Raw genomic sequence first — 16,692 nt, 5'->3', positions numbered from 1 at the left:
ATGGAAAAGCCCGATATCCCCGAGGTACTGGTCATCGATACCTGCGTATTGATTTCAAATGTCTTGCGGCGTGTCTTGCTGCAACTTGCCAGTCAGGCTTGTTTTCAGCCGGCCTGGAGCGCAATCATCGGCGATGAGTGGCAACGCAATGCCGCCCGGCTTTGGGGCGTTTCGGCTTCGGATATTCAAGCGCAGTGGCAGGAACTGCAGACTGCTTTTCCTGATGCCGACCAAGGGGAAATTACGCCTTTCAAATTAGGGTTGCGCCGTAGCGATCCCAAGGACTGGCATGTCATTGCCGCTGCGCGAGCTGCCAAATCGCGCTTTATTGGCGCCAGGGCAGGGATTGTCACGCGCAATATCAAAGACTTCAACCGCACCGAGCTGCGCGGCTACGGACTTGCGTTATTTGATCCGGATGAATTGCTTGTTCGTTGCTGGCAACAATACCCCGTGGCGGCGTCCAGCGCATTTACCGCAATTCCTGAGTTTGCCCGCGCGCCCGATAAAGACGCCGAGCCTCTGGATGTGATTTTGAAACGTGAACGCCTATTTCGCTTGAATAGGCTTTATTCGTGCCCGTCATGAAACAAGGAATTGCGCTTTCGGTTTTATCTTCTTTTCTGTTTGCCGCGCTTTATTACTACACCACGGTCTTGCATCCTTTGACGGGCGAAGCTATTTTTGCCTGGCGTGTTGTGCTTGGCTTGCCGGCCCTGGCGTTGTTGATTACACGGGCCAGAGGGTGGGGGGAGATCCGCCTGGCTACCCGCCGTTTGCGTAGCGAATTCCGTCTGTGGCTGCTGTTGTTGTTGAGCGCCATTTTGATAGGTGTTCAGCTATTGCTGTTCGTATGGGCGCCATTGCACCAGCGCGGTCTGGATGTGTCCCTGGGTTATTTTCTTTTGCCCTTGGTTATGGTGCTGGTAGGCCGAATTTTTTATCGTGAACGCCTGACCCGGATACAAACGATAGCAGTGGCGATTGCGGCTATCGGCGTAGCGCACGAGTTGTGGCGCGCCGACTCATTTTCATGGGTAACGGCGTTGGTTATGTTTGGATATCCGCCTTATTTCATGTTGCGTCGGACACTGCGCATGGGTTCCTTCTGCACCTTGTGGTTCGACATGCTTTTCCTGCTTCCGATTGCATTGGTGTTGCTATATGGCCAGGACATGAGCGTGCTGGAGCAGTTTATGCGGCATCCTGGCCTTTTTGGACTGGTTCCGTTATTGGGGCTGATTAGTTCGGCTGCGCTGATTTCCTATATTTCAGCCAGCCGCATGCTTCCATTGGGGCTTTTTGGCATCCTGGGTTATGTAGAACCTGTCTTGTTGTTTTGGGTGGCCTTTCTGTTCCTGGATGAAAATATGGCTGGCCAGGCATGGTTTACTTATATTCCCATATGGATAGCTGTGCTGCTTATGGTGGCCGAAGGCTTGTTCAAGTGGATCAGAGATAGCCAGGCTGAAAAAAACCCGGCTGCGGCATAAGGCGCCGGGCCGGGTTTTGTACTTGACCCGCTTGCGCAGGCCGTTGCCGGAATTATTCGCGGTTGCCGCCGAAAATGCCCAGCAGCATCAGCAAATTGGCGAAAATATTGTAGACGTCCAGATAGATGGCCAATGTCGCCGAGACGTAGTTGGTTTCGCCGCCGTTAATGACGCGCTGCAGGTCTACCAGCAGCAAGGCCGAGAAAATCGCGATGGCCATGACCGAAATGGTCAGCATCAGGGCAGGCAGTTGCAAGAATATGTTGGCCAGTGATGCGACGATCAGAATGACCACCCCGATCAACAAGAATTTTTGCATATTCGAGAAATCGCGTTTGCTGGTGCTGGCAATGGTCGCCATGGTGCCAAATACTGCAGCGGTGCCGCCGAAGGCCAGCATGATCAGTTGCGAGCCATTACCCAGGCCCATGACGTGACCCAGCAGGCGCGACAGCATAATGCCCATGAAGAACGTGAACGCCAGCAACAAGGCAACGCCCAGCGAACTGTTTTTGTTGCGCTCGATAAGGAACATTAGCCCGAATGCGCCGATCAGGAAGACGATGGCGCTAGTGCCGGGGCTTGCCCCCATGACGCGGTTGATACCTGTATTAAGGCCGACCAGCGCGCCCAGCACTGTGGGCACCAGCGATAGCGCCAGCAGCCAATAAGTGTTGCGCATGACGCGGTTGCGTACGACTTCGGACGAGCCCGTAGCATAGCCGCGGTCAGGTAAAGTAGGTTGACGAAAATCGGTCATGGTAGATCCTTTAGTGTGTGTCGCTGTGCGAAGGGGTATAGCCCCTTCTATGTAAAGGCAAGATTAACTTACAAACACCTGAATTTGCAAGGGGTCGACAACGAGATGTTGTTTCAGGACTTGCGGGACAGGTCGTGGGCATGAAGATCGTGGCCCGCTTCTTTGTATTGACGCCAACGTTCGCGGGCGGCCTGCTTGTCCTCATCGTGGTTGCTGACAATTTCAAGAACACGTTCAAACCTTTCGGCGCCCGGGGGGCAATTAAGATCGAGATTAATCAACCAAGCTTGCAGTTGCCCGCCCTTGCCGGCGGGCGGGACAGGCGGCGCTGAAGTCAACAGCACCGCAGTTTGCGCGGCAAGCGGATCGTCTGCCTGCACATGGGGGATGAATGCCGTTGCATCAAACCCCCATAGCAGGCGGTCAAAGCGCGCCAGCCTTTGCTTATCTTGAGTATAGATCACCAGATCGCGGCCGGCGAGATAATGTTTGCGTGTGACTTCGCAAGCCATACGCAAACGATCCGGGGCGCCAAAAGCGAAATCAATCCGGGCCATTGTCAGCTGGATTGACCGAGCAGATACTGAACTAACAGTGGCACGGGACGGCCGGATGCGCCTTTGTCTTTGCCACTGCGCCATGCTGTGCCGGCGATGTCCAGGTGAGCCCACGGGTAGCTGTCGGTGAAGCGCGACAGAAAGCAGGCGGCGGTGACCGCGCCTGCGGGAGGGCCGCCGATGTTCGCGATGTCGGCAAAATTGGAACGCAACTGCTCTTGGTAAGCATCGTCCAGCGGCATGCGCCAGGCTGTATCGCAGGTATCGCGACCTGCTTGCAGCAGGCTTTCGGCCAGCGCATCGTCCTTGCTGAACAGACCTGTGTTGATGTGCCCTAGTGCGACGACGCAGGCGCCCGTCAGCGTAGCGATGTCGATCACGGCCGCCGGCTTGAAGCGTTCGGCGTAGGTCAGGGCGTCGCACAGCACTAAACGGCCTTCGGCGTCGGTATTGAGGATTTCAATGGTCTTTCCCGACATGCTGGTGACCACATCACCCGGCTTATTGGCTCGCCCACTGGGCAGGTTTTCGCACGAGGGAATCAGGGCGATGACTTCCCGGTCAAGGTCAAGTTCGGCCACTGCGCGCAACGTGCCAAGTACGCTTGCTGCGCCGCACATATCGTATTTCATTTCGTCCATGTTGGCGGCGGGCTTGAGCGAAATGCCGCCGGCGTCAAACGTAATGCCTTTGCCGACCAGGACGATGGGTGCCTTGCGGTTTTTTTGAGCAGGCTTTGCGCCTGTCGGGGTATGCTTGAGAACGATGAATACCGGCGGCTCGTAGGAGCCTCTGGCTACCGAGAGGAACGAACCCATTTTCAGTGCTTCGATCTCTTTGGTGTTCAGCACTTCCGCTTTCAGGCTTTTGAATTCCTTGGCCAGTTTTTTGGCGGTATTGCCCAAATAAGTAGGCGTGCATATATTTGGAGGAAGATCCCCCAGCAATCGGGTCAGGTTCATGCCATTGGCAATGGCCTGGCCTTCGCGAAGACCAGTTTGTGCTTCGGTGGCCTGGGTACGTGCGATCCATACCGATATTTTCTTCAATTTGGGCGGAGCAGGGCGATCTTGTTTACCTAGCGTCAAGTTGTATTGATACATTGCACGTCCGGTGGCCATCGCCGTGGCTCGGGTGCGTGCACGTAGCGTAGAATTGCTGCAGTCGATAGCAGCCAGTGTGGATACGCCTTCGGCAAGATTGGCGCCGACGCAGTAATTGGCGAAGACGAATTCACCGCCGGCGTGGGCCGCGGCGTTATAAGCGTCTTGTTTGCCCAGGCCGACTAAAATGACGCGAATCGCTGCTACGCCCGGAAGATTTCTTAACACCAAATGGGTGTTGGCCTTGGCTTTGAATTCTGTTTTAAGAACATCACGCAGCGCACCGTTGCTGGCATGGTCGATAATGTCGGCTGCGGGGCTTAAGATGCCATCGGCAAATACGCCCACCGCTAGCGCGGCCGTTTTGATTTGATGCAAGGAAGCGGTTGTCTGTGTGCTAAATTCCATTCGAATTTCCCGAAGTGTCCATAGGATACTAATGATTATCCCGCATATTCTCTCATGTCACTATTCAAACGTTCTGTAGTCTCCGAAATCCTGAGTCACGCTGGTGTTGTGTTCTCTACGTTGTTGGTCGTTTGGCTTAGTGTTTTGCTGGTTCGCCTGCTGGGCGAGGCCGCCAATGGCGCCATCGGAGCCGATGTGGTCTTTGGCCTGGCAACGTTCTCCAGCATTACGGCTTTGCCCGTCATTTTGGCGGTCTCGTTGTTTATTGCCGTGTTGACCACCATCACGCGCAATTTTCGCGAGTCGGAAATGGTGGTGTGGTTTGCCAGCGGCTTGTCGCTCAAGGATTGGGTGGGGCCGGTGTTGCGTTGCGCTGTGCCGGTCGCGGTGCTGATTGCCGTGCTTACGCTGGTGGCTTCGCCCTGGGCGTATCGCCAGATCAGCGAGTATCGGCAGCGCTATGAACAGCGTTCCGATTTATCCAAGGTAACGGCAGGGCAATTTATTGAAACAGAGGACGGGGCGCGAGTGTTCTTCGCTGAAGAGCCGACTCAGCCGGGAGAGGAAATGGGCAATGTCGTTGCCCGCGTAGTGGATCCCGAATGGCTTAGCGTCATTACCGCCGATAGCGCGCGCATCCAGAATGAAGCCAATGGCGACCGTTTCTTGGTGTTAAGCGATGGGCACCGCTACGATATCAAGCCGGGCAAATCCGATTTTCGCCTGATCGACTTCGATAGCTATGGTTTCCGCCTGGAAAGTAAAAGCGACGCCAATTCATCCGCTGCTGTACGCGAACAGGCAGAGCGGCAAATGAAGGCGCGGCCGACCATGCAATTGTTTTCTGATAAAACCAATGATTCCTGGTCGCAGATCATGTGGCGCATCGCTTTGCCGCTAGCGGCGTTGAACCTGGCGTTATTGGCGATACCGCTGGGGGCGGTGAATCCCCGTCTGGGACGTTCTGGGGATTTACTGATAGCAGGCCTGGTGGGGCTGCTATATATGAATCTGATCAATCTTTCGCGAGGCTGGATAGGCAAGGGCCAATTGGGTTTTGGGGTGGGCGTCTGGCTGGTGCATGCCGTCTTCACAGCGCTCATGATCTACATGATGTGGAGCAAGCTGCGGGTAAAGGCGCCTAAACAGCCCAAAAATCCCGCGCCAGCGGCCTGATCTAGCCAGGCCATACTCCTTCGGTCATTCCAGATAGCGCAGGCTTGACGCGTCTCCTCGCAGGAGCGGCCCATTCAACTGTACGGACTTTTTCAAGAAGTCCCACAGCGCCATAACGCGTTTGGAATGCCTTAGGTCCTCGTGGCAGTACATCCAAAAGCTGCGGGTCAGGCTGATGTCATTTTCAAGAACGGTTTGCAGTCGCGGGTCCTGGGCAGCCATGAAGCAAGGCAAGATGGCTAGCGAGCCCCCTTGCAAGGCGGCGTGGTACTGCGCGATGACACTAGTGCTTTTGAATATGACCCGGTTGGTGACCACGATATCTTCAAGATAGCGCAGGCGGTCGCTGAACAATAGCTCTTCCACGTATCCGATAAAAGTGTGCTCGGCCAGATCGGCTTTGCTGTGTATGGGCGGGTGGTGTGCTATGTAATCGGCCGTACCGTACAGCTTGAGGGAGTAATCGATCAACTTTGTGCATAAATAGGGACCCCGTTGTGGACGCTCCAATGAAATGGCGATATCGGCCTCGCGTTTTGAAAGGCTGATGAAGCGGGGCACGGGCATGATGTCCAGTGTGATAGCGGGAAACCGTCGCTGAAAGTCGGTCATGAGCGGGGCCAGTATGTAGTTGCCGAAGCCTTCCGTGCAACCGACCCGCAAGTGCCCAGATAAGGTTTGCGACTGCCCTGATATATCTTCCTGCGCGGAAATCAATGTCCCTTCTAGCTGCTCAGCATAAGAAAAAAAACGCACGCCTTCTTCTGTCAGGGTAAATCCCGTAGCTTTCGACTTGTTGAACAAGATAGTTTTGAGTTCTTGTTCCAACGTATGAATACGCCGCGATACCGTGGTGTGCTGTACGCCAAGGCGCAAGGCTGCAGCACTGACACGCTGGGTGCGGGCCACTTCCAGAAAATAACGTATACCGTCCCAGTCGAGCATAAATCCTTGTGCATTAATTGGCATTGAATGTGCAAATATTGTGATGGAAATAAGTTTTTTACACAACTACACTGACAAAGTGCCTTGTTGCACATACAAAAAAATAACGGAGACAACGAATGAATAAATTGACTTTGTCACTGGCTGCCAGCCTGTGCCTGGGATTGTTTGGCGCAGCACATGCCAAGGCGCCGCCGGTAAAGATAGGTGTGCTGACCGACATGTCGGGCACCTATGCGTCCATGGGGGGACCGGGTTCCGTAGCGGCCGCGCAATTGGCCATTGATGACTGCCTGGCAGCCGAATGCAAGGGCATGGATATTTCGCTGGTCTCTGCCGACAATCAGAACAAGGCCGATGTGGGCGCTGCCAAGGCGCGCGAATGGTTTGACCGGGATGGTGTCAGCGCTATCGCCGACCTGACGAACTCGGCGGTGGCCCTGGCAGTACAGGGCATAGCCAAGGAGAAAAATAAAGTTGTCATGTTTTCCGGGCCTGCCACTACTGGGCTGACTAACGATAATTGTTCGCCGGTTGGCTTCCACTGGATGTTCGATGTTTACTCTCAGTCTGTCGGCGGCGTGAAGGCCATGGTCGACAAAGGTGGCAAGTCGTGGTTTTTCGTGACGGTCGATTACGCATTTGGACACTCGCTGCAAAAGGGTGCCGAAGACATGGTCAAGGAATTAGGCGGCACGGTGGTCGGGTCGGTGCTGCATCCGTTGAACGTTCCTGATTTTGCATCCTATTTGCTTCAGGCCCAAAGTTCCAAGGCTCAGGTGGTGGCACTCGCGAACGGCGGCGCTGATGTAGTGAATGCGATCAAGCAGGCACGCGAATTCGGTATCGTGGCTGGCGGTCAACGCTTGGCGTCTCTACTCATATTCTTGTCCGACTTGCGCGCCTTGGGTTTGGAAAACGCACAGGGCCTGACTTATGTCGACGGCTTCTATTGGGACTTCGACGAGGGGACGCGTGCCTGGTCCGATAAGTTTTCCAAGGCATTCAAAGGCCAGAAGCCCACCATGACTCACGCGGGCGTATATTCCAGCGTGCTTCATTATCTGAAGGCGGTGGCGGCGTCCGAATCGACTCAGGGCGATGTTGTCGCTGCCAAAATGCGCGAGATCCCGATCAAGGATTCCATCATGCATAACGCCTCCATTCGCGACGATGGGCGAGTTATTCACGATATGTATTTGTACGAAGTAAAGACGCCGGCCGAATCCAAGAATGAATGGGATTTGTCCAAGCTGGTGGCTACGATTCCCGCAGCCGACGCGTTCCAGCCGTTGTCCAAGTCCACATGTCCTTTAGTCAAGAAAAGTTGATTTAATTCGCATCATGAATGCGCCAAGGAGACCTTAATGAGTGCTGTTCCCCGTATTCCACTGCTGATCGGTGGTGAGCTTGTGCAGTCCAAGACCACAGAGTGGCGCGATGTTGTTAATCCTGCCACCCAGGAAGTCGTTGCACAGGTGCCGTTTGCAACCAAAGAAGAGCTGGATTTGGCGGTGGCTAACTCCAAAGAGGCTTTCAAGACCTGGCGCAATACCAGCCAGGGAACACGCATGCGTGTCATGCTCAATCTGCAGAAACTGGTGCGCGACAATACTGCTGCTCTGGCGAAATCCATTTCGCTGGAGCACGGTAAAACCTTGCCGGACGCCGAAGGCGAAGTCGGGCGCGGACTGGAAGTTATCGAACACGCTTGCTCGATTGCTTCGTTGCAATTGGGCGAGTATGCGGAAAATGCCGCGACCGGGATCGACGTCTATACGGTGATTCAGCCTTTGGGCGTGGTAGCAGGCATTACGGCTTTCAACTTTCCCATCATGCTGCCTTGTTTCATGTTCCCCATTGCCGTTGCCGCAGGGAACACCTTTATCCTGAAACCTTCCGAACAAGACCCCAGTTCCTCGCTCATGTTGGCCAGGCTGGCTCTTGAGGCCGGTTTGCCGCCTGGTGTGCTGAACGTCGTGCATGGCGGTCCTGATATCGCCAATGCCTTGTGCGACCATCCCGATATCAAAGCTATTTCATTTATCGGCTCCACCCACGTTGGAACCGAAATCTACAACCGTGCTTCCAAGTCAGGCAAGCGCTGTCAGGCCATGATGGGCGCCAAGAATCACTGCGTGATTCTGCCCGATGCCGATCGCGAGGTCGCTCTGAATCAATTGGTGGGGGCGGCTTTTGGCGCTGCAGGCCAGCGTTGCATGGCAACTTCGGTCGCTGTCTTGGTGGGAGAAGCCCGCGACTGGCTGCCTGACTTTGTCGAACGTGCGAAAAAGCTTAAGGTCAATATTGGCTCGGATCGCGATGCCGATCTGGGGCCGCTGGTTTCGCCCAATGCCAAAAAACGCGTTGAAGGCTTGATTCAACAAGGGGTGGAAGAGGGTGCTGAGTTGCTGCTTGACGGACGCAACTTGACGGTCAAGGACTACGAGAAGGGCAACTTTGTCGGGCCTACCATCTTTAACGGCGTTAAGGCCGATATGGCCATTTATCGCGAAGAAGTTTTCGGGCCAGTACTATGCGTCGTTGGTGTCGATACCCTTGAGGAAGCCGTTGAATTCGTCAATCGCAACCCCAATGGCAATGGCGTGGCTGTGTTTACTCAGGACGGTGGCTCGGCGCGCTACTTCCAGAATAATATCGACGTCGGCCAGATAGGTATCAATATTCCTATTCCAGTGCCTGTGGCTTGGTTCAGCTTCACTGGTTCGCGTGCATCCAAAATGGGCGACTCTGGTCCTAACGGTAAACAGGCGGTCAACTTCTGGACACAGACCAAAACCATTACCGCTCGTTGGTCGGCTCACGCTTCTGGTGTCAACACGACAATCTCCATGAAGTAAGCTTATAACCAAAAAGAATATATTTTCATTTCTTTATTACATATAATAGCCCTTCCTAAAGGGCTATTTTTATGAATCTTCAGCAATTCCGCTTTGTGCGCGAAACCATTCGTCGCAATTTCAATTTGACCGAGGCTGCCCGCACCCTCTACACCTCTCAGCCAGGCGTCTCGAAGGCCATCATTGAGTTTGAAGACGAGCTTGGGCTCAAGATCTTTGAACGGCATGGAAAGCGCATCAAGGGCCTTACCAAGCCGGGGCATGTCGTTGCGCAGGTGATCGATCGCATTATGCGCGAGGTGGATAACCTGAAAAAAGTCAGCGATGAATTTGCCCGACGCGATGAAGGCGGGCTGATCATTGCGTGCACGCACGCCCAGGCCCGCTATATTCTGCCCAAGGTCATTCCGGCGTTTCGCGAACGGTTTCCCAAGGTCAGAGTGTCGCTGGCCGAAGGTAGTCCGCCCCATCTCGCCCAAATGGTCCTGCACGAGCAGGCTGATGTAGCCATTGCTACCGAAACCTTGGCACATACCCCTGGCTTGGCGGCATTGCCGGTATATTCATGGGAGCACACTATCGTCGTGCGCCCGGATCATCCTTTGGCCGAGCTGACTTCCAGCCAGGCTAAAGTAATTTCGCTGGAGCAGTTGGCCCGATACCCCATCGTGACTTACGACCACGCTTTTTCTGGGCGAGGCACGATTGATGCGGTTTTCGCAGCCAGCGATATCAGACCCGATATTGTCCTAGAAGCCATTGATGCGGATGTGATCAAGACCTATGTCGACGTCGGCCTTGGCATAGGCATTATTGCGGGGATGGCGTTTGACCCGCGCCGCGACCAAGGGTTGGTTGGCTTGCCAGCCGGGCATTTGTTCGGTACGCATGTAACCCGCGTAGCGGTCAAGTCGGGCGTATTTTTAAGGGATTATGTCTACGTCTTGCTAGAGATGCTCTCGCCCGCCTTAACGCGTGAAGTCGTGCTGGACGCGATAGAAAAGAGTCCTAAAGTCGAATAATTTCGCATGAAGCGCGCCTGGCCAACTGCGCTTCATGCTTTCACTGGCATTAACCCCTACATAATTACACACAAGACTTGTTGACATTGATAATAAGAATGATTATCGTTACGAAACCAATTTACCTGGAGTCGTTATGTCTGAATTCGTCAACGCAGTCGTTGTGGGGGCCGACCGCCTAGGCAATATCCCTGACTTGCTAAAAGGTCACAATATTGCCATCAGGCAGCACATCAGTGGTCGCGACCCTTCACACCAGAAGAAAACATTGCAGTTACCCTCAGGTACGCAGCTTTTGATTTTGCTTACTGATTTTTTGGGCCACAATGTCATGAAGACATTCCGGGCCGCTGCCCAGCGTTCGGGAATACGGGTATTGGCCTGCCGGCGGTCTGTATGCAGTATGAAACAGGCTTTGAATCAATGCGGCTACTGTGAAGCTTGCCCGATCGAGAAGAACAACGAGCAGCCTGTGCGTTTTGTGGCGCATGCTGCAAAAAAATACGCGGTTGGAAGCAAGGCTAAATTGAATTAGCTAGTGGCGTATTAGTTTGCGACTGCCAGCGCATCAGACGCATTGTTGGCAGCCAGGCGACGAGCGCCGTTGTAGCGCTTTTTCCAGTAGGCGATATCCATGCTTTCTACGCGCACCACTGATCCGGAGCGGGGGGCATGGACAAATTTCTTGTCACCCAGGTAGATGCCGACATGTGAATTGCGGTGGCCGCGGGTATTGAAAAATACCAGGTCACCTTTTTTCAGCTCACTGGTTTTGACCGATTTGCCTTCCCTTGCCATTTCAGCCGAGGTGCGTGGCAATTTAAGCCCCAGGGACTTTTCGGCGGCATAGCTGACCAAGCCGCTGCAATCGAAACCTGTATTAGGGGTTTCACCGCCAAATCGATATTTAATACCCAGGAAGTTCAGCGCGGTGGTTGCGAGTGTTTTGGTTGTTTTAGGTGCGGTGTTGGTGGGGTATTTTGTGGCCGCCAGATAGGCGCCTAATGGATCTGATCTTGTATGCGAAAGATAGGCGTCGCGTGTTGCGTTGCCGGATGCTGACTGCGCGTATTGATTTTGAGCAGTGTTGGCGCAGCCCGCGAGCACCACAGTTGTAACAACGAGAAGACTCTTGACGCCGCGCCAAAAATTGGGTGAATTTGTTAGAGCGAGGCGATTTAGTAGATGGGGCGGCATAGTCTTTTTTCGTTTTCACGTTTTGAAGCCCACCACATAATGTATCGATCATGTATCAAACTTTAAGCAAATCGACAACATCATGCAGCAATACACCCTTAAAAAGGGCCTGCTTCATGCATATTTCACAAGAATAAGGTTCGCAGTTTAACGAATCATGACAATTAGGTAAAGCCTTATCTTTAAACAATTTTGACTTTACTCAAGGCGTGACGCGGGCTAGTCTATGGGGATTTTTCCGAGAACAGCCGCTATAGCTGTAATGTATTGTTTCAAACAAAAGGAGTTTCCATGAAGACTAAACCCATTCTCAGTATCGCCGATGTCAAAACGATTCTTGATGCAGCGCAGGCGTTTGCCGTGCAGCACCAATGGGCAGTAACAATTTCGGTGGTTGACGACGGCGGACATTTGCTGGGTTTGGTGCGCTTGGACGACGCGGCGCCGATTTCTGCGCAAATTTCACCGGCCAAGGCCCGCACGGCGGCATTGGGACGGCGCGAATCCAAAACGTATGAAGACTCCATCAATCAAGGCCGCTATTCTTTCTTGTCAGCGCCTGGGTTGGAAGGTATGTTGGAAGGGGGCGTGCCTATCGTCGTTGATTCAACTATCGTTGGCGCGGTAGGTGTGTCAGGAGTGAAATCCAGCGAAGATGTCGAGATCGCCCGCGCCGGAATCGCTGCTTTGGCACTATGAGCGTGAGCCCGAATTCCGAAGCGCCAGGTTCAGTCCCAGGCCAGCCCTTGAAGTTTGATTTTCGCGCTGCGGTCAATCCCGGCGTCTCCAAGCGCGAAGTCTGGGCATGGGCCATGTATGACTTCGCCAATTCGGGCTACACCACAGTTGTATTGACTACGGTATTCAGCGCCTACTTTGTGGGCGTTGTTGCAGCTGGAAAGTCGTGGGGCACACTGGCGTTTACCGCAGCCTTGTCATTTTCCTACCTGATGGTCATGCTTAGCATGCCGACCCTGGGCGCGCGTGCCGATGCCAGAGCCGGGAAGCGCCGGCTTTTGTTTACCAGCACATTGGGCTGCGTTATCGCCACATTGCTGTTGGCCTTCGCTGGTCCTGGCGATATCGTCTGGGGCTTGTTGATTATTGCGTTGTCCAATTATTGCTACTGCGTGGGTGAATCCATCGTGGCGGCGTTTCTGCCAGAGATCGCCCGTCCCGAAGCGTTGGGCCGCGTTTCTGGCTGGGGTTGGAGCTTCGGCTATTTTGGCGGCATGCTGACGCTGGGTCTTTCGCTGGCTTTGGTCTCCTGGGCCGCCGGGCGTAACGAACCCGCGAGCGAGTATGTGCCTTATGTCATGGTACTGACCGCTGTCATTTTCGCCATCGCTGCTATCCCTTCATTTCTTTTTCTACGTGAACGCACACCGCCAAGCCATCAGCCGACTCAGGGCGTGCTGGCGCGGCTGCGCACCGCCTGGAGCGACACTCGCCTGCATTTTGCCGACTTCAGGTTGCTGCTGCTTTGTGGCGCTTGTTATCACGCAGGTATTTCTGTCGTTATCACTTTGTCAGCGGTTTACGCCACAGAAGCGATGGGCTTCACCATGTCCCAGACCATGATGCTGGTGTTCACGGTAAATATTGCGGCAGCTTCCGGGGCATTTCTGTTTGGTTATGTTCAGGACAGAATTGGCCATAAAGTCGCCTTGTCCATTACGTTGGTTGGCTGGATCGTCATGATCCTGATGGCTTACGCCGCTGTCGAAGTATGGTTGTTTTGGCTGGCCGCGACGTTGGCCGGCTTGTGCATGGGAACCAGCCAAAGCGCGGGCCGTGCCATGGTAGGCGCACTCGCCCCGGAAAAAAGGTTGGCCGAGTTCTATTCCCTATGGACATTTGCGACTCAGCTCGCCGCAGTTGTGGGGCCTTTGTGCTATGGCCTGGTTACCTGGGTTACCGATGGCAACCATCGGATGGCATTGCTGTTTACTGGCTTGTTCTTTATCGCTGGGCTTGCTGTGCTGACGCGTCTTGATTTCGCCAGAGGGGCTTTAGCTCGCGGCGCTTCAAGCAGCGATATGATGCGGGTATAACCGCAAAAAGCATAATAATGTCGCATTGCCAGCCCACTGTCAGCCTTTAGTAAGGCTGATTGGGTACGGTTGGAAACAACTCAAATAAAACATTCTCTAAAAGGAGCCGCAATATGTCTACTGGAATCGAATCCATACTTACTGAAACCCGTGTTTTTCCTCCCTTTCCCAACTTGGTTGAGGGCGCTGCCATTTCAGGTATGGATGAATACAATGCTCTATGCCAAGAGGCAGAGCAGTCGCCCGACGCGTTCTGGGGACGACTGGCGCGCGAAAACCTGACTTGGACCACGCCTTTCAAAGAAGTTCTCGATGAGACTCAAGCGCCGTTTTATCGTTGGTTTGGTGATGGCGAGATGAACGTGTCGGCAAACTGCCTGGACAAGCATCTTGATACGCCAACTGCCAATAAAACGGCGCTTATTTTTGAAGCCGACGATGGCAAGGTCACAACCGTTACCTATAAACAGTTGCATGCCCGGGTTTGCCAGTTTGCCAACGGGTTGAAGTCATTGGGGCATAAGGCCGGTGAACGCGCCCTTATTTATATGCCTATGTCCATCGAAGCGGTTGTAGCCATGCAGGCATGTGCACGGCTGGGCATCATTCATTCAGTGGTCTTTGGCGGCTTCTCGTCAAAAAGCCTGCACGAACGCACGGTAGATGTCGGGGCCACACTGATCATTACCGCCGACGAACAGGTGCGCGGCGGCAAGAATATTCCGCTGAAAAGCGCTGTTGACGAGGCTATGACTATGGGCGGCTGCGAAGCCGTAGAGCACGTTATCGTCTACAAGCGTACCGGCGGCAAAGTACAGTGGCAAGAAGGGCGGGATCTTTGGATGGACGCGTTGTCAGCCGGGCAATCGGACGTCTGCGAGGCGGTACCCCTGAATGCCGAGCATCCCTTGTTTATTCTGTATACGTCCGGTTCCACGGGCAAGCCGAAAGGGGTGCAGCACGCGACCGCCGGCTTCTTGCTGTGGGCTTTGCTCACCGTCAAATGGACTTTCGACGCCAAGGACTCTGATGTGTTCTGGTGCACGGCAGACGTGGGCTGGGTGACGGGGCATACCTACATTGCCTATGGTCCGCTGGCGGCCGGCTTGACTCAGGTGGTATTTGAAGGCGTGCCTACCTACCCCAATGTTGGCCGTTTCTGGGAAATGATCCAACGTCACAAGGTAACGGTTTTTTATACCGCGCCGACAGCGATCCGATCGTTGACTAAAGCCGCTGAGGGCGCACCGGAATACCATCCCCGCGAATATGACTTAAGCAGCCTGCGTATCATTGGTTCGGTGGGCGAGCCCATCAACCCCGAAGCGTGGATGTGGTACTACACCCAGGTCGGGCGTGAGCGTTGTCCTGTCCTCGATACCTGGTGGCAAACCGAAACGGGTGCACACATGATTACCCCGCTGCCCGGCGTCACGCCGCTTAAGCCTGGTTCATGCACCTTGCCTTTGCCTGGCATCAAGGCAGCCATCGTCGACGAAGCGGGTGAAGCGGTCGAAAGCGGCAAGGGTGGTTTTCTTGTCATGCAACGGCCATGGCCGGGGATGATACGAACGATATGGGGCGATCCCGAGCGTTTCAAGAAAAGCTATTTTCCTCCCGAACTCAAAGGTGCCTATCTTGCCGGCGACGGTGCACAGCGCGATGCGGATGGTTATTTCTGGATAATGGGCCGCATCGACGACGTGCTCAACGTCTCAGGGCACCGTCTGGGTACGATGGAGGTGGAATCGGCCTTGGTATCGCATGAGCTGGTCGCCGAAGCAGCGGTGGTTGGCCGTCCTGATAGTACGACCGGGGAGGCAGTAGTGGCCTTTGTGGTGCTTAAAGGCTCGTTGCCCAACGGCGTTGAAGGCGATGACATTGCCAAGAAGTTGCGCGACTGGGTGGCTAAGGAAATAGGGCCTATCGCCAAGCCGAAAGACATACGCTTTGGTGAAAACCTGCCCAAGACTCGGTCCGGCAAGATCATGCGGCGCTTGTTGCGCGTGGTGGCCAAGGGGGAATCCGTTACGCAGGATGTGTCTACCCTGGAAAATCCCGCTATCCTGGATCAGTTGTCTAAAGCACATTAGGGACTGCACACATGAACACCAGCAGGTAATAGCATCTGGTAGAGCACGATATGCCGGCCATGCTTAATGGCTGGCATAGAATCAGGCTTCGGCCTGATTTTTTTGTTTTTTTGTAGCGGAGCCTTTTTTGAAAGCAAACCAGACGGATCGCGGTGCATTGTTCCTGATGTGTGTCACCGTAGTGTTGTGGGGATTCAGCTGGATCGTCATGAAGCATTTATCCAGTTTCATCGGCCCCTTCGATCTGGTCATGGCCCGGTACGGCTTGGCATTCGTAGTGCTGTTTCTTATTTTGGCAATGACACGCCAATCCTTGAAGTTTCCCCCATTCTGGCTGACCCTGGGCATAGGCATTTTCCAGACGGCGGCTTTCCAGTGCTTGTGTCAGTTGGCATTGGTAAGTGGCGGGGCGGGGCATGTGGTGATGCTGGCCTACACCATGCCGTTCTGGGTAGTCTTGTTTGCCTGGGTGCTGTTGGGCGAACGTCCTGCGCGCAGGCATGTCGTGGCTTTTATCCTTGCCGGGCTTGGGCTGGTGGCCGTCATCGCGCCGTGGCAGGGGATGGGCAGCCTTGAAGGGTCTTTGCTGGCGCTAGGGGGCGGCATAAGCTGGGGGTTGGGCGTGGTACTGGCCAAGATCATGTTCCAGCGTCATAGGCCCAGCGTGCTTAATTTGACAACGTGGCAGATGTTTCTGGGGGCTTTGCTTACATTGCCGGTAACTTGGTTGTTGCCGCAGCAGGCCATTGTGTGGGGGCCGGATTTGTACTGGGGCATCGGCTATATGGCGATACTCGCGTCAGCACTGGGGTGGTGGCTGTGGTTATCGGTGGTCCAGCGAGTCAGCGCTACGGTGGCGGGTATGTCCAGTCTTGGGGTGCCGGTGCTGACGGTGGTTTTAGCGTGGCTGTTGTTGGGCGAAAGGCCCACGTTGCTGGAGCTTGTCGGCGTTACGCTGATTATGTTGGGGTTGATTGTGATTAATCTGCCTAATGGCGGAGGTGGCAAGGCTGCTGCTTCGTA

16 protein-coding genes are annotated in these 16,692 nt (G+C 54.4%); 11 read left to right on the top strand and 5 right to left on the bottom strand.

The window, feature by feature from the left end; all coding sequences use genetic code 11:
• Entirely contained in the window at positions 1-588 is a 588-nt protein-coding gene (locus tag ABWO67_RS09715) for a PIN domain-containing protein (RefSeq protein WP_353150979.1), read from the top strand.
• Positions 585-1,493: an EamA family transporter RarD gene (gene rarD, locus ABWO67_RS09710; RefSeq protein WP_353150976.1), complete on the top strand. Its 909-nt coding sequence runs from the start codon at positions 585-587 to the stop codon at positions 1,491-1,493. The genes ABWO67_RS09715 and rarD overlap by 4 nt, the downstream gene beginning before the upstream one ends.
• Before the next feature lie 52 nt (positions 1,494-1,545).
• Here rarD and ABWO67_RS09705 read toward each other — a convergent pair whose 3' ends face one another.
• The 3 genes from ABWO67_RS09705 to ABWO67_RS09695 form a co-directional block, all read right to left on the bottom strand.
• Positions 1,546-2,253: a Bax inhibitor-1/YccA family protein gene (locus ABWO67_RS09705; RefSeq protein WP_353150974.1), complete on the bottom strand. Its 708-nt coding sequence runs from the start codon at positions 2,251-2,253 to the stop codon at positions 1,546-1,548.
• A 113-nt stretch (positions 2,254-2,366) separates the two neighbouring features.
• Positions 2,367-2,810 carry a DNA polymerase III subunit chi gene (locus tag ABWO67_RS09700; protein WP_353150971.1) on the bottom strand — a complete coding sequence of 148 codons (444 nt, stop codon included), beginning with the start codon at positions 2,808-2,810 and terminating at the stop codon, positions 2,367-2,369.
• A 2-nt stretch (positions 2,811-2,812) separates the two neighbouring features.
• Positions 2,813-4,321, bottom strand: a complete 1,509-nt coding sequence (locus ABWO67_RS09695) for a leucyl aminopeptidase (protein WP_353150968.1) — start codon at positions 4,319-4,321, stop codon at positions 2,813-2,815.
• 54 nt (positions 4,322-4,375) lie between these two features.
• Between ABWO67_RS09695 and lptF the strand changes: the two genes are divergently transcribed.
• A complete protein-coding gene (gene lptF / locus ABWO67_RS09690; RefSeq protein ID WP_353150965.1) occupies positions 4,376-5,497 on the top strand; it encodes an LPS export ABC transporter permease LptF in 1,122 nt (373 codons plus the stop codon).
• Between the two features lie 24 nt (positions 5,498-5,521).
• Here the strand turns inward: lptF and ABWO67_RS09685 are convergent, their stop codons facing one another.
• Positions 5,522-6,442, bottom strand: a complete 921-nt coding sequence (locus ABWO67_RS09685; RefSeq protein ID WP_353150962.1) for a LysR family transcriptional regulator — start codon at positions 6,440-6,442, stop codon at positions 5,522-5,524.
• A 119-nt stretch (positions 6,443-6,561) separates the two neighbouring features.
• On the opposite strand from ABWO67_RS09685, the gene ABWO67_RS09680 reads away from it, so the two are divergent.
• From ABWO67_RS09680 to ABWO67_RS09665, 4 genes are all read left to right on the top strand, one after another.
• On the top strand, positions 6,562-7,773 hold the full coding sequence (locus tag ABWO67_RS09680) for an ABC transporter substrate-binding protein (protein WP_353150959.1): 1,212 nt from the start codon (positions 6,562-6,564) through the stop codon (positions 7,771-7,773).
• Positions 7,774-7,809: 36 nt separating this feature from the next.
• Positions 7,810-9,303, top strand: coding sequence for a CoA-acylating methylmalonate-semialdehyde dehydrogenase (locus ABWO67_RS09675; protein WP_353150956.1), 1,494 nt, complete (start codon positions 7,810-7,812; stop codon positions 9,301-9,303).
• Between the two features lie 71 nt (positions 9,304-9,374).
• Positions 9,375-10,325: a CysB family HTH-type transcriptional regulator gene (locus ABWO67_RS09670; RefSeq protein WP_353150953.1), complete on the top strand. Its 951-nt coding sequence runs from the start codon at positions 9,375-9,377 to the stop codon at positions 10,323-10,325.
• Between the two features lie 136 nt (positions 10,326-10,461).
• Complete coding sequence (locus ABWO67_RS09665) at positions 10,462-10,860, top strand: DUF2325 domain-containing protein (RefSeq protein ID WP_353150950.1); 399 nt, start codon at positions 10,462-10,464, stop codon at positions 10,858-10,860.
• 11 nt (positions 10,861-10,871) lie between these two features.
• On the opposite strand, the gene ABWO67_RS09660 is transcribed toward ABWO67_RS09665, so the two are convergent.
• The gene (locus ABWO67_RS09660; RefSeq protein WP_353150947.1) at positions 10,872-11,522 is read right to left on the bottom strand and encodes a C40 family peptidase; all 651 of its coding nucleotides are present in this window, start codon (positions 11,520-11,522) and stop codon (positions 10,872-10,874) included.
• A 291-nt stretch (positions 11,523-11,813) separates the two neighbouring features.
• On the opposite strand from ABWO67_RS09660, the gene ABWO67_RS09655 reads away from it, so the two are divergent.
• From ABWO67_RS09655 to ABWO67_RS09640, 4 genes are all read left to right on the top strand, one after another.
• Complete coding sequence (locus tag ABWO67_RS09655; protein WP_353150945.1) at positions 11,814-12,221, top strand: GlcG/HbpS family heme-binding protein; 408 nt, start codon at positions 11,814-11,816, stop codon at positions 12,219-12,221.
• 113 nt (positions 12,222-12,334) lie between these two features.
• Positions 12,335-13,576: an MFS transporter gene (locus ABWO67_RS09650; RefSeq protein ID WP_353151010.1), complete on the top strand. Its 1,242-nt coding sequence runs from the start codon at positions 12,335-12,337 to the stop codon at positions 13,574-13,576.
• A gap of 113 nt (positions 13,577-13,689) precedes the next feature.
• The gene (gene acs / locus ABWO67_RS09645; protein ID WP_353150943.1) at positions 13,690-15,669 is read left to right on the top strand and encodes an acetate--CoA ligase; all 1,980 of its coding nucleotides are present in this window, start codon (positions 13,690-13,692) and stop codon (positions 15,667-15,669) included.
• Between the two features lie 127 nt (positions 15,670-15,796).
• A partial coding sequence (locus tag ABWO67_RS09640) for a DMT family transporter (protein ID WP_353150941.1) occupies positions 15,797-16,692 on the top strand: 896 nt, incomplete at its 3' end.

It is taken from the genome of Pollutimonas bauzanensis, assembly GCF_040393045.1.
In the GTDB taxonomy this organism is placed as follows: Bacteria; Pseudomonadota; Gammaproteobacteria; order Burkholderiales; family Burkholderiaceae_B; genus Pollutimonas; species Pollutimonas bauzanensis_A.
The sequence above is the reverse complement of the archived record's forward strand: the minus strand, read 5'-3'. Positions and strand labels throughout refer to the sequence as shown.

Excerpts from the sequence above, each read along its gene's own strand:
- ABWO67_RS09655 (WP_353150945.1), top strand. The coding sequence starts at position 11,814 with ATGAAGACTAAACCCATTCTCAGTATCGCCGATGTCAAAACGATTCTT.
- ABWO67_RS09685 (WP_353150962.1), bottom strand. The coding sequence starts at position 6,442 with ATGCTCGACTGGGACGGTATACGTTATTTTCTGGAAGTGGCCCGCACC.
- ABWO67_RS09705 (WP_353150974.1), bottom strand. The coding sequence starts at position 2,253 with ATGACCGATTTTCGTCAACCTACTTTACCTGACCGCGGCTATGCTACG.
- ABWO67_RS09670 (WP_353150953.1), top strand. The coding sequence starts at position 9,375 with ATGAATCTTCAGCAATTCCGCTTTGTGCGCGAAACCATTCGTCGCAAT.
- ABWO67_RS09660 (WP_353150947.1), bottom strand. The coding sequence starts at position 11,522 with ATGCCGCCCCATCTACTAAATCGCCTCGCTCTAACAAATTCACCCAAT.
- lptF (WP_353150965.1), top strand. The coding sequence starts at position 4,376 with ATGTCACTATTCAAACGTTCTGTAGTCTCCGAAATCCTGAGTCACGCT.
- ABWO67_RS09675 (WP_353150956.1), top strand. The coding sequence starts at position 7,810 with ATGAGTGCTGTTCCCCGTATTCCACTGCTGATCGGTGGTGAGCTTGTG.
- acs (WP_353150943.1), top strand. The coding sequence starts at position 13,690 with ATGTCTACTGGAATCGAATCCATACTTACTGAAACCCGTGTTTTTCCT.
- ABWO67_RS09715 (WP_353150979.1), top strand. The coding sequence starts at position 1 with ATGGAAAAGCCCGATATCCCCGAGGTACTGGTCATCGATACCTGCGTA.
- ABWO67_RS09680 (WP_353150959.1), top strand. The coding sequence starts at position 6,562 with ATGAATAAATTGACTTTGTCACTGGCTGCCAGCCTGTGCCTGGGATTG.
- ABWO67_RS09695 (WP_353150968.1), bottom strand. The coding sequence starts at position 4,321 with ATGGAATTTAGCACACAGACAACCGCTTCCTTGCATCAAATCAAAACG.
- ABWO67_RS09700 (WP_353150971.1), bottom strand. The coding sequence starts at position 2,810 with ATGGCCCGGATTGATTTCGCTTTTGGCGCCCCGGATCGTTTGCGTATG.
- ABWO67_RS09665 (WP_353150950.1), top strand. The coding sequence starts at position 10,462 with ATGTCTGAATTCGTCAACGCAGTCGTTGTGGGGGCCGACCGCCTAGGC.
- ABWO67_RS09650 (WP_353151010.1), top strand. The coding sequence starts at position 12,335 with ATGTATGACTTCGCCAATTCGGGCTACACCACAGTTGTATTGACTACG.
- rarD (WP_353150976.1), top strand. The coding sequence starts at position 585 with ATGAAACAAGGAATTGCGCTTTCGGTTTTATCTTCTTTTCTGTTTGCC.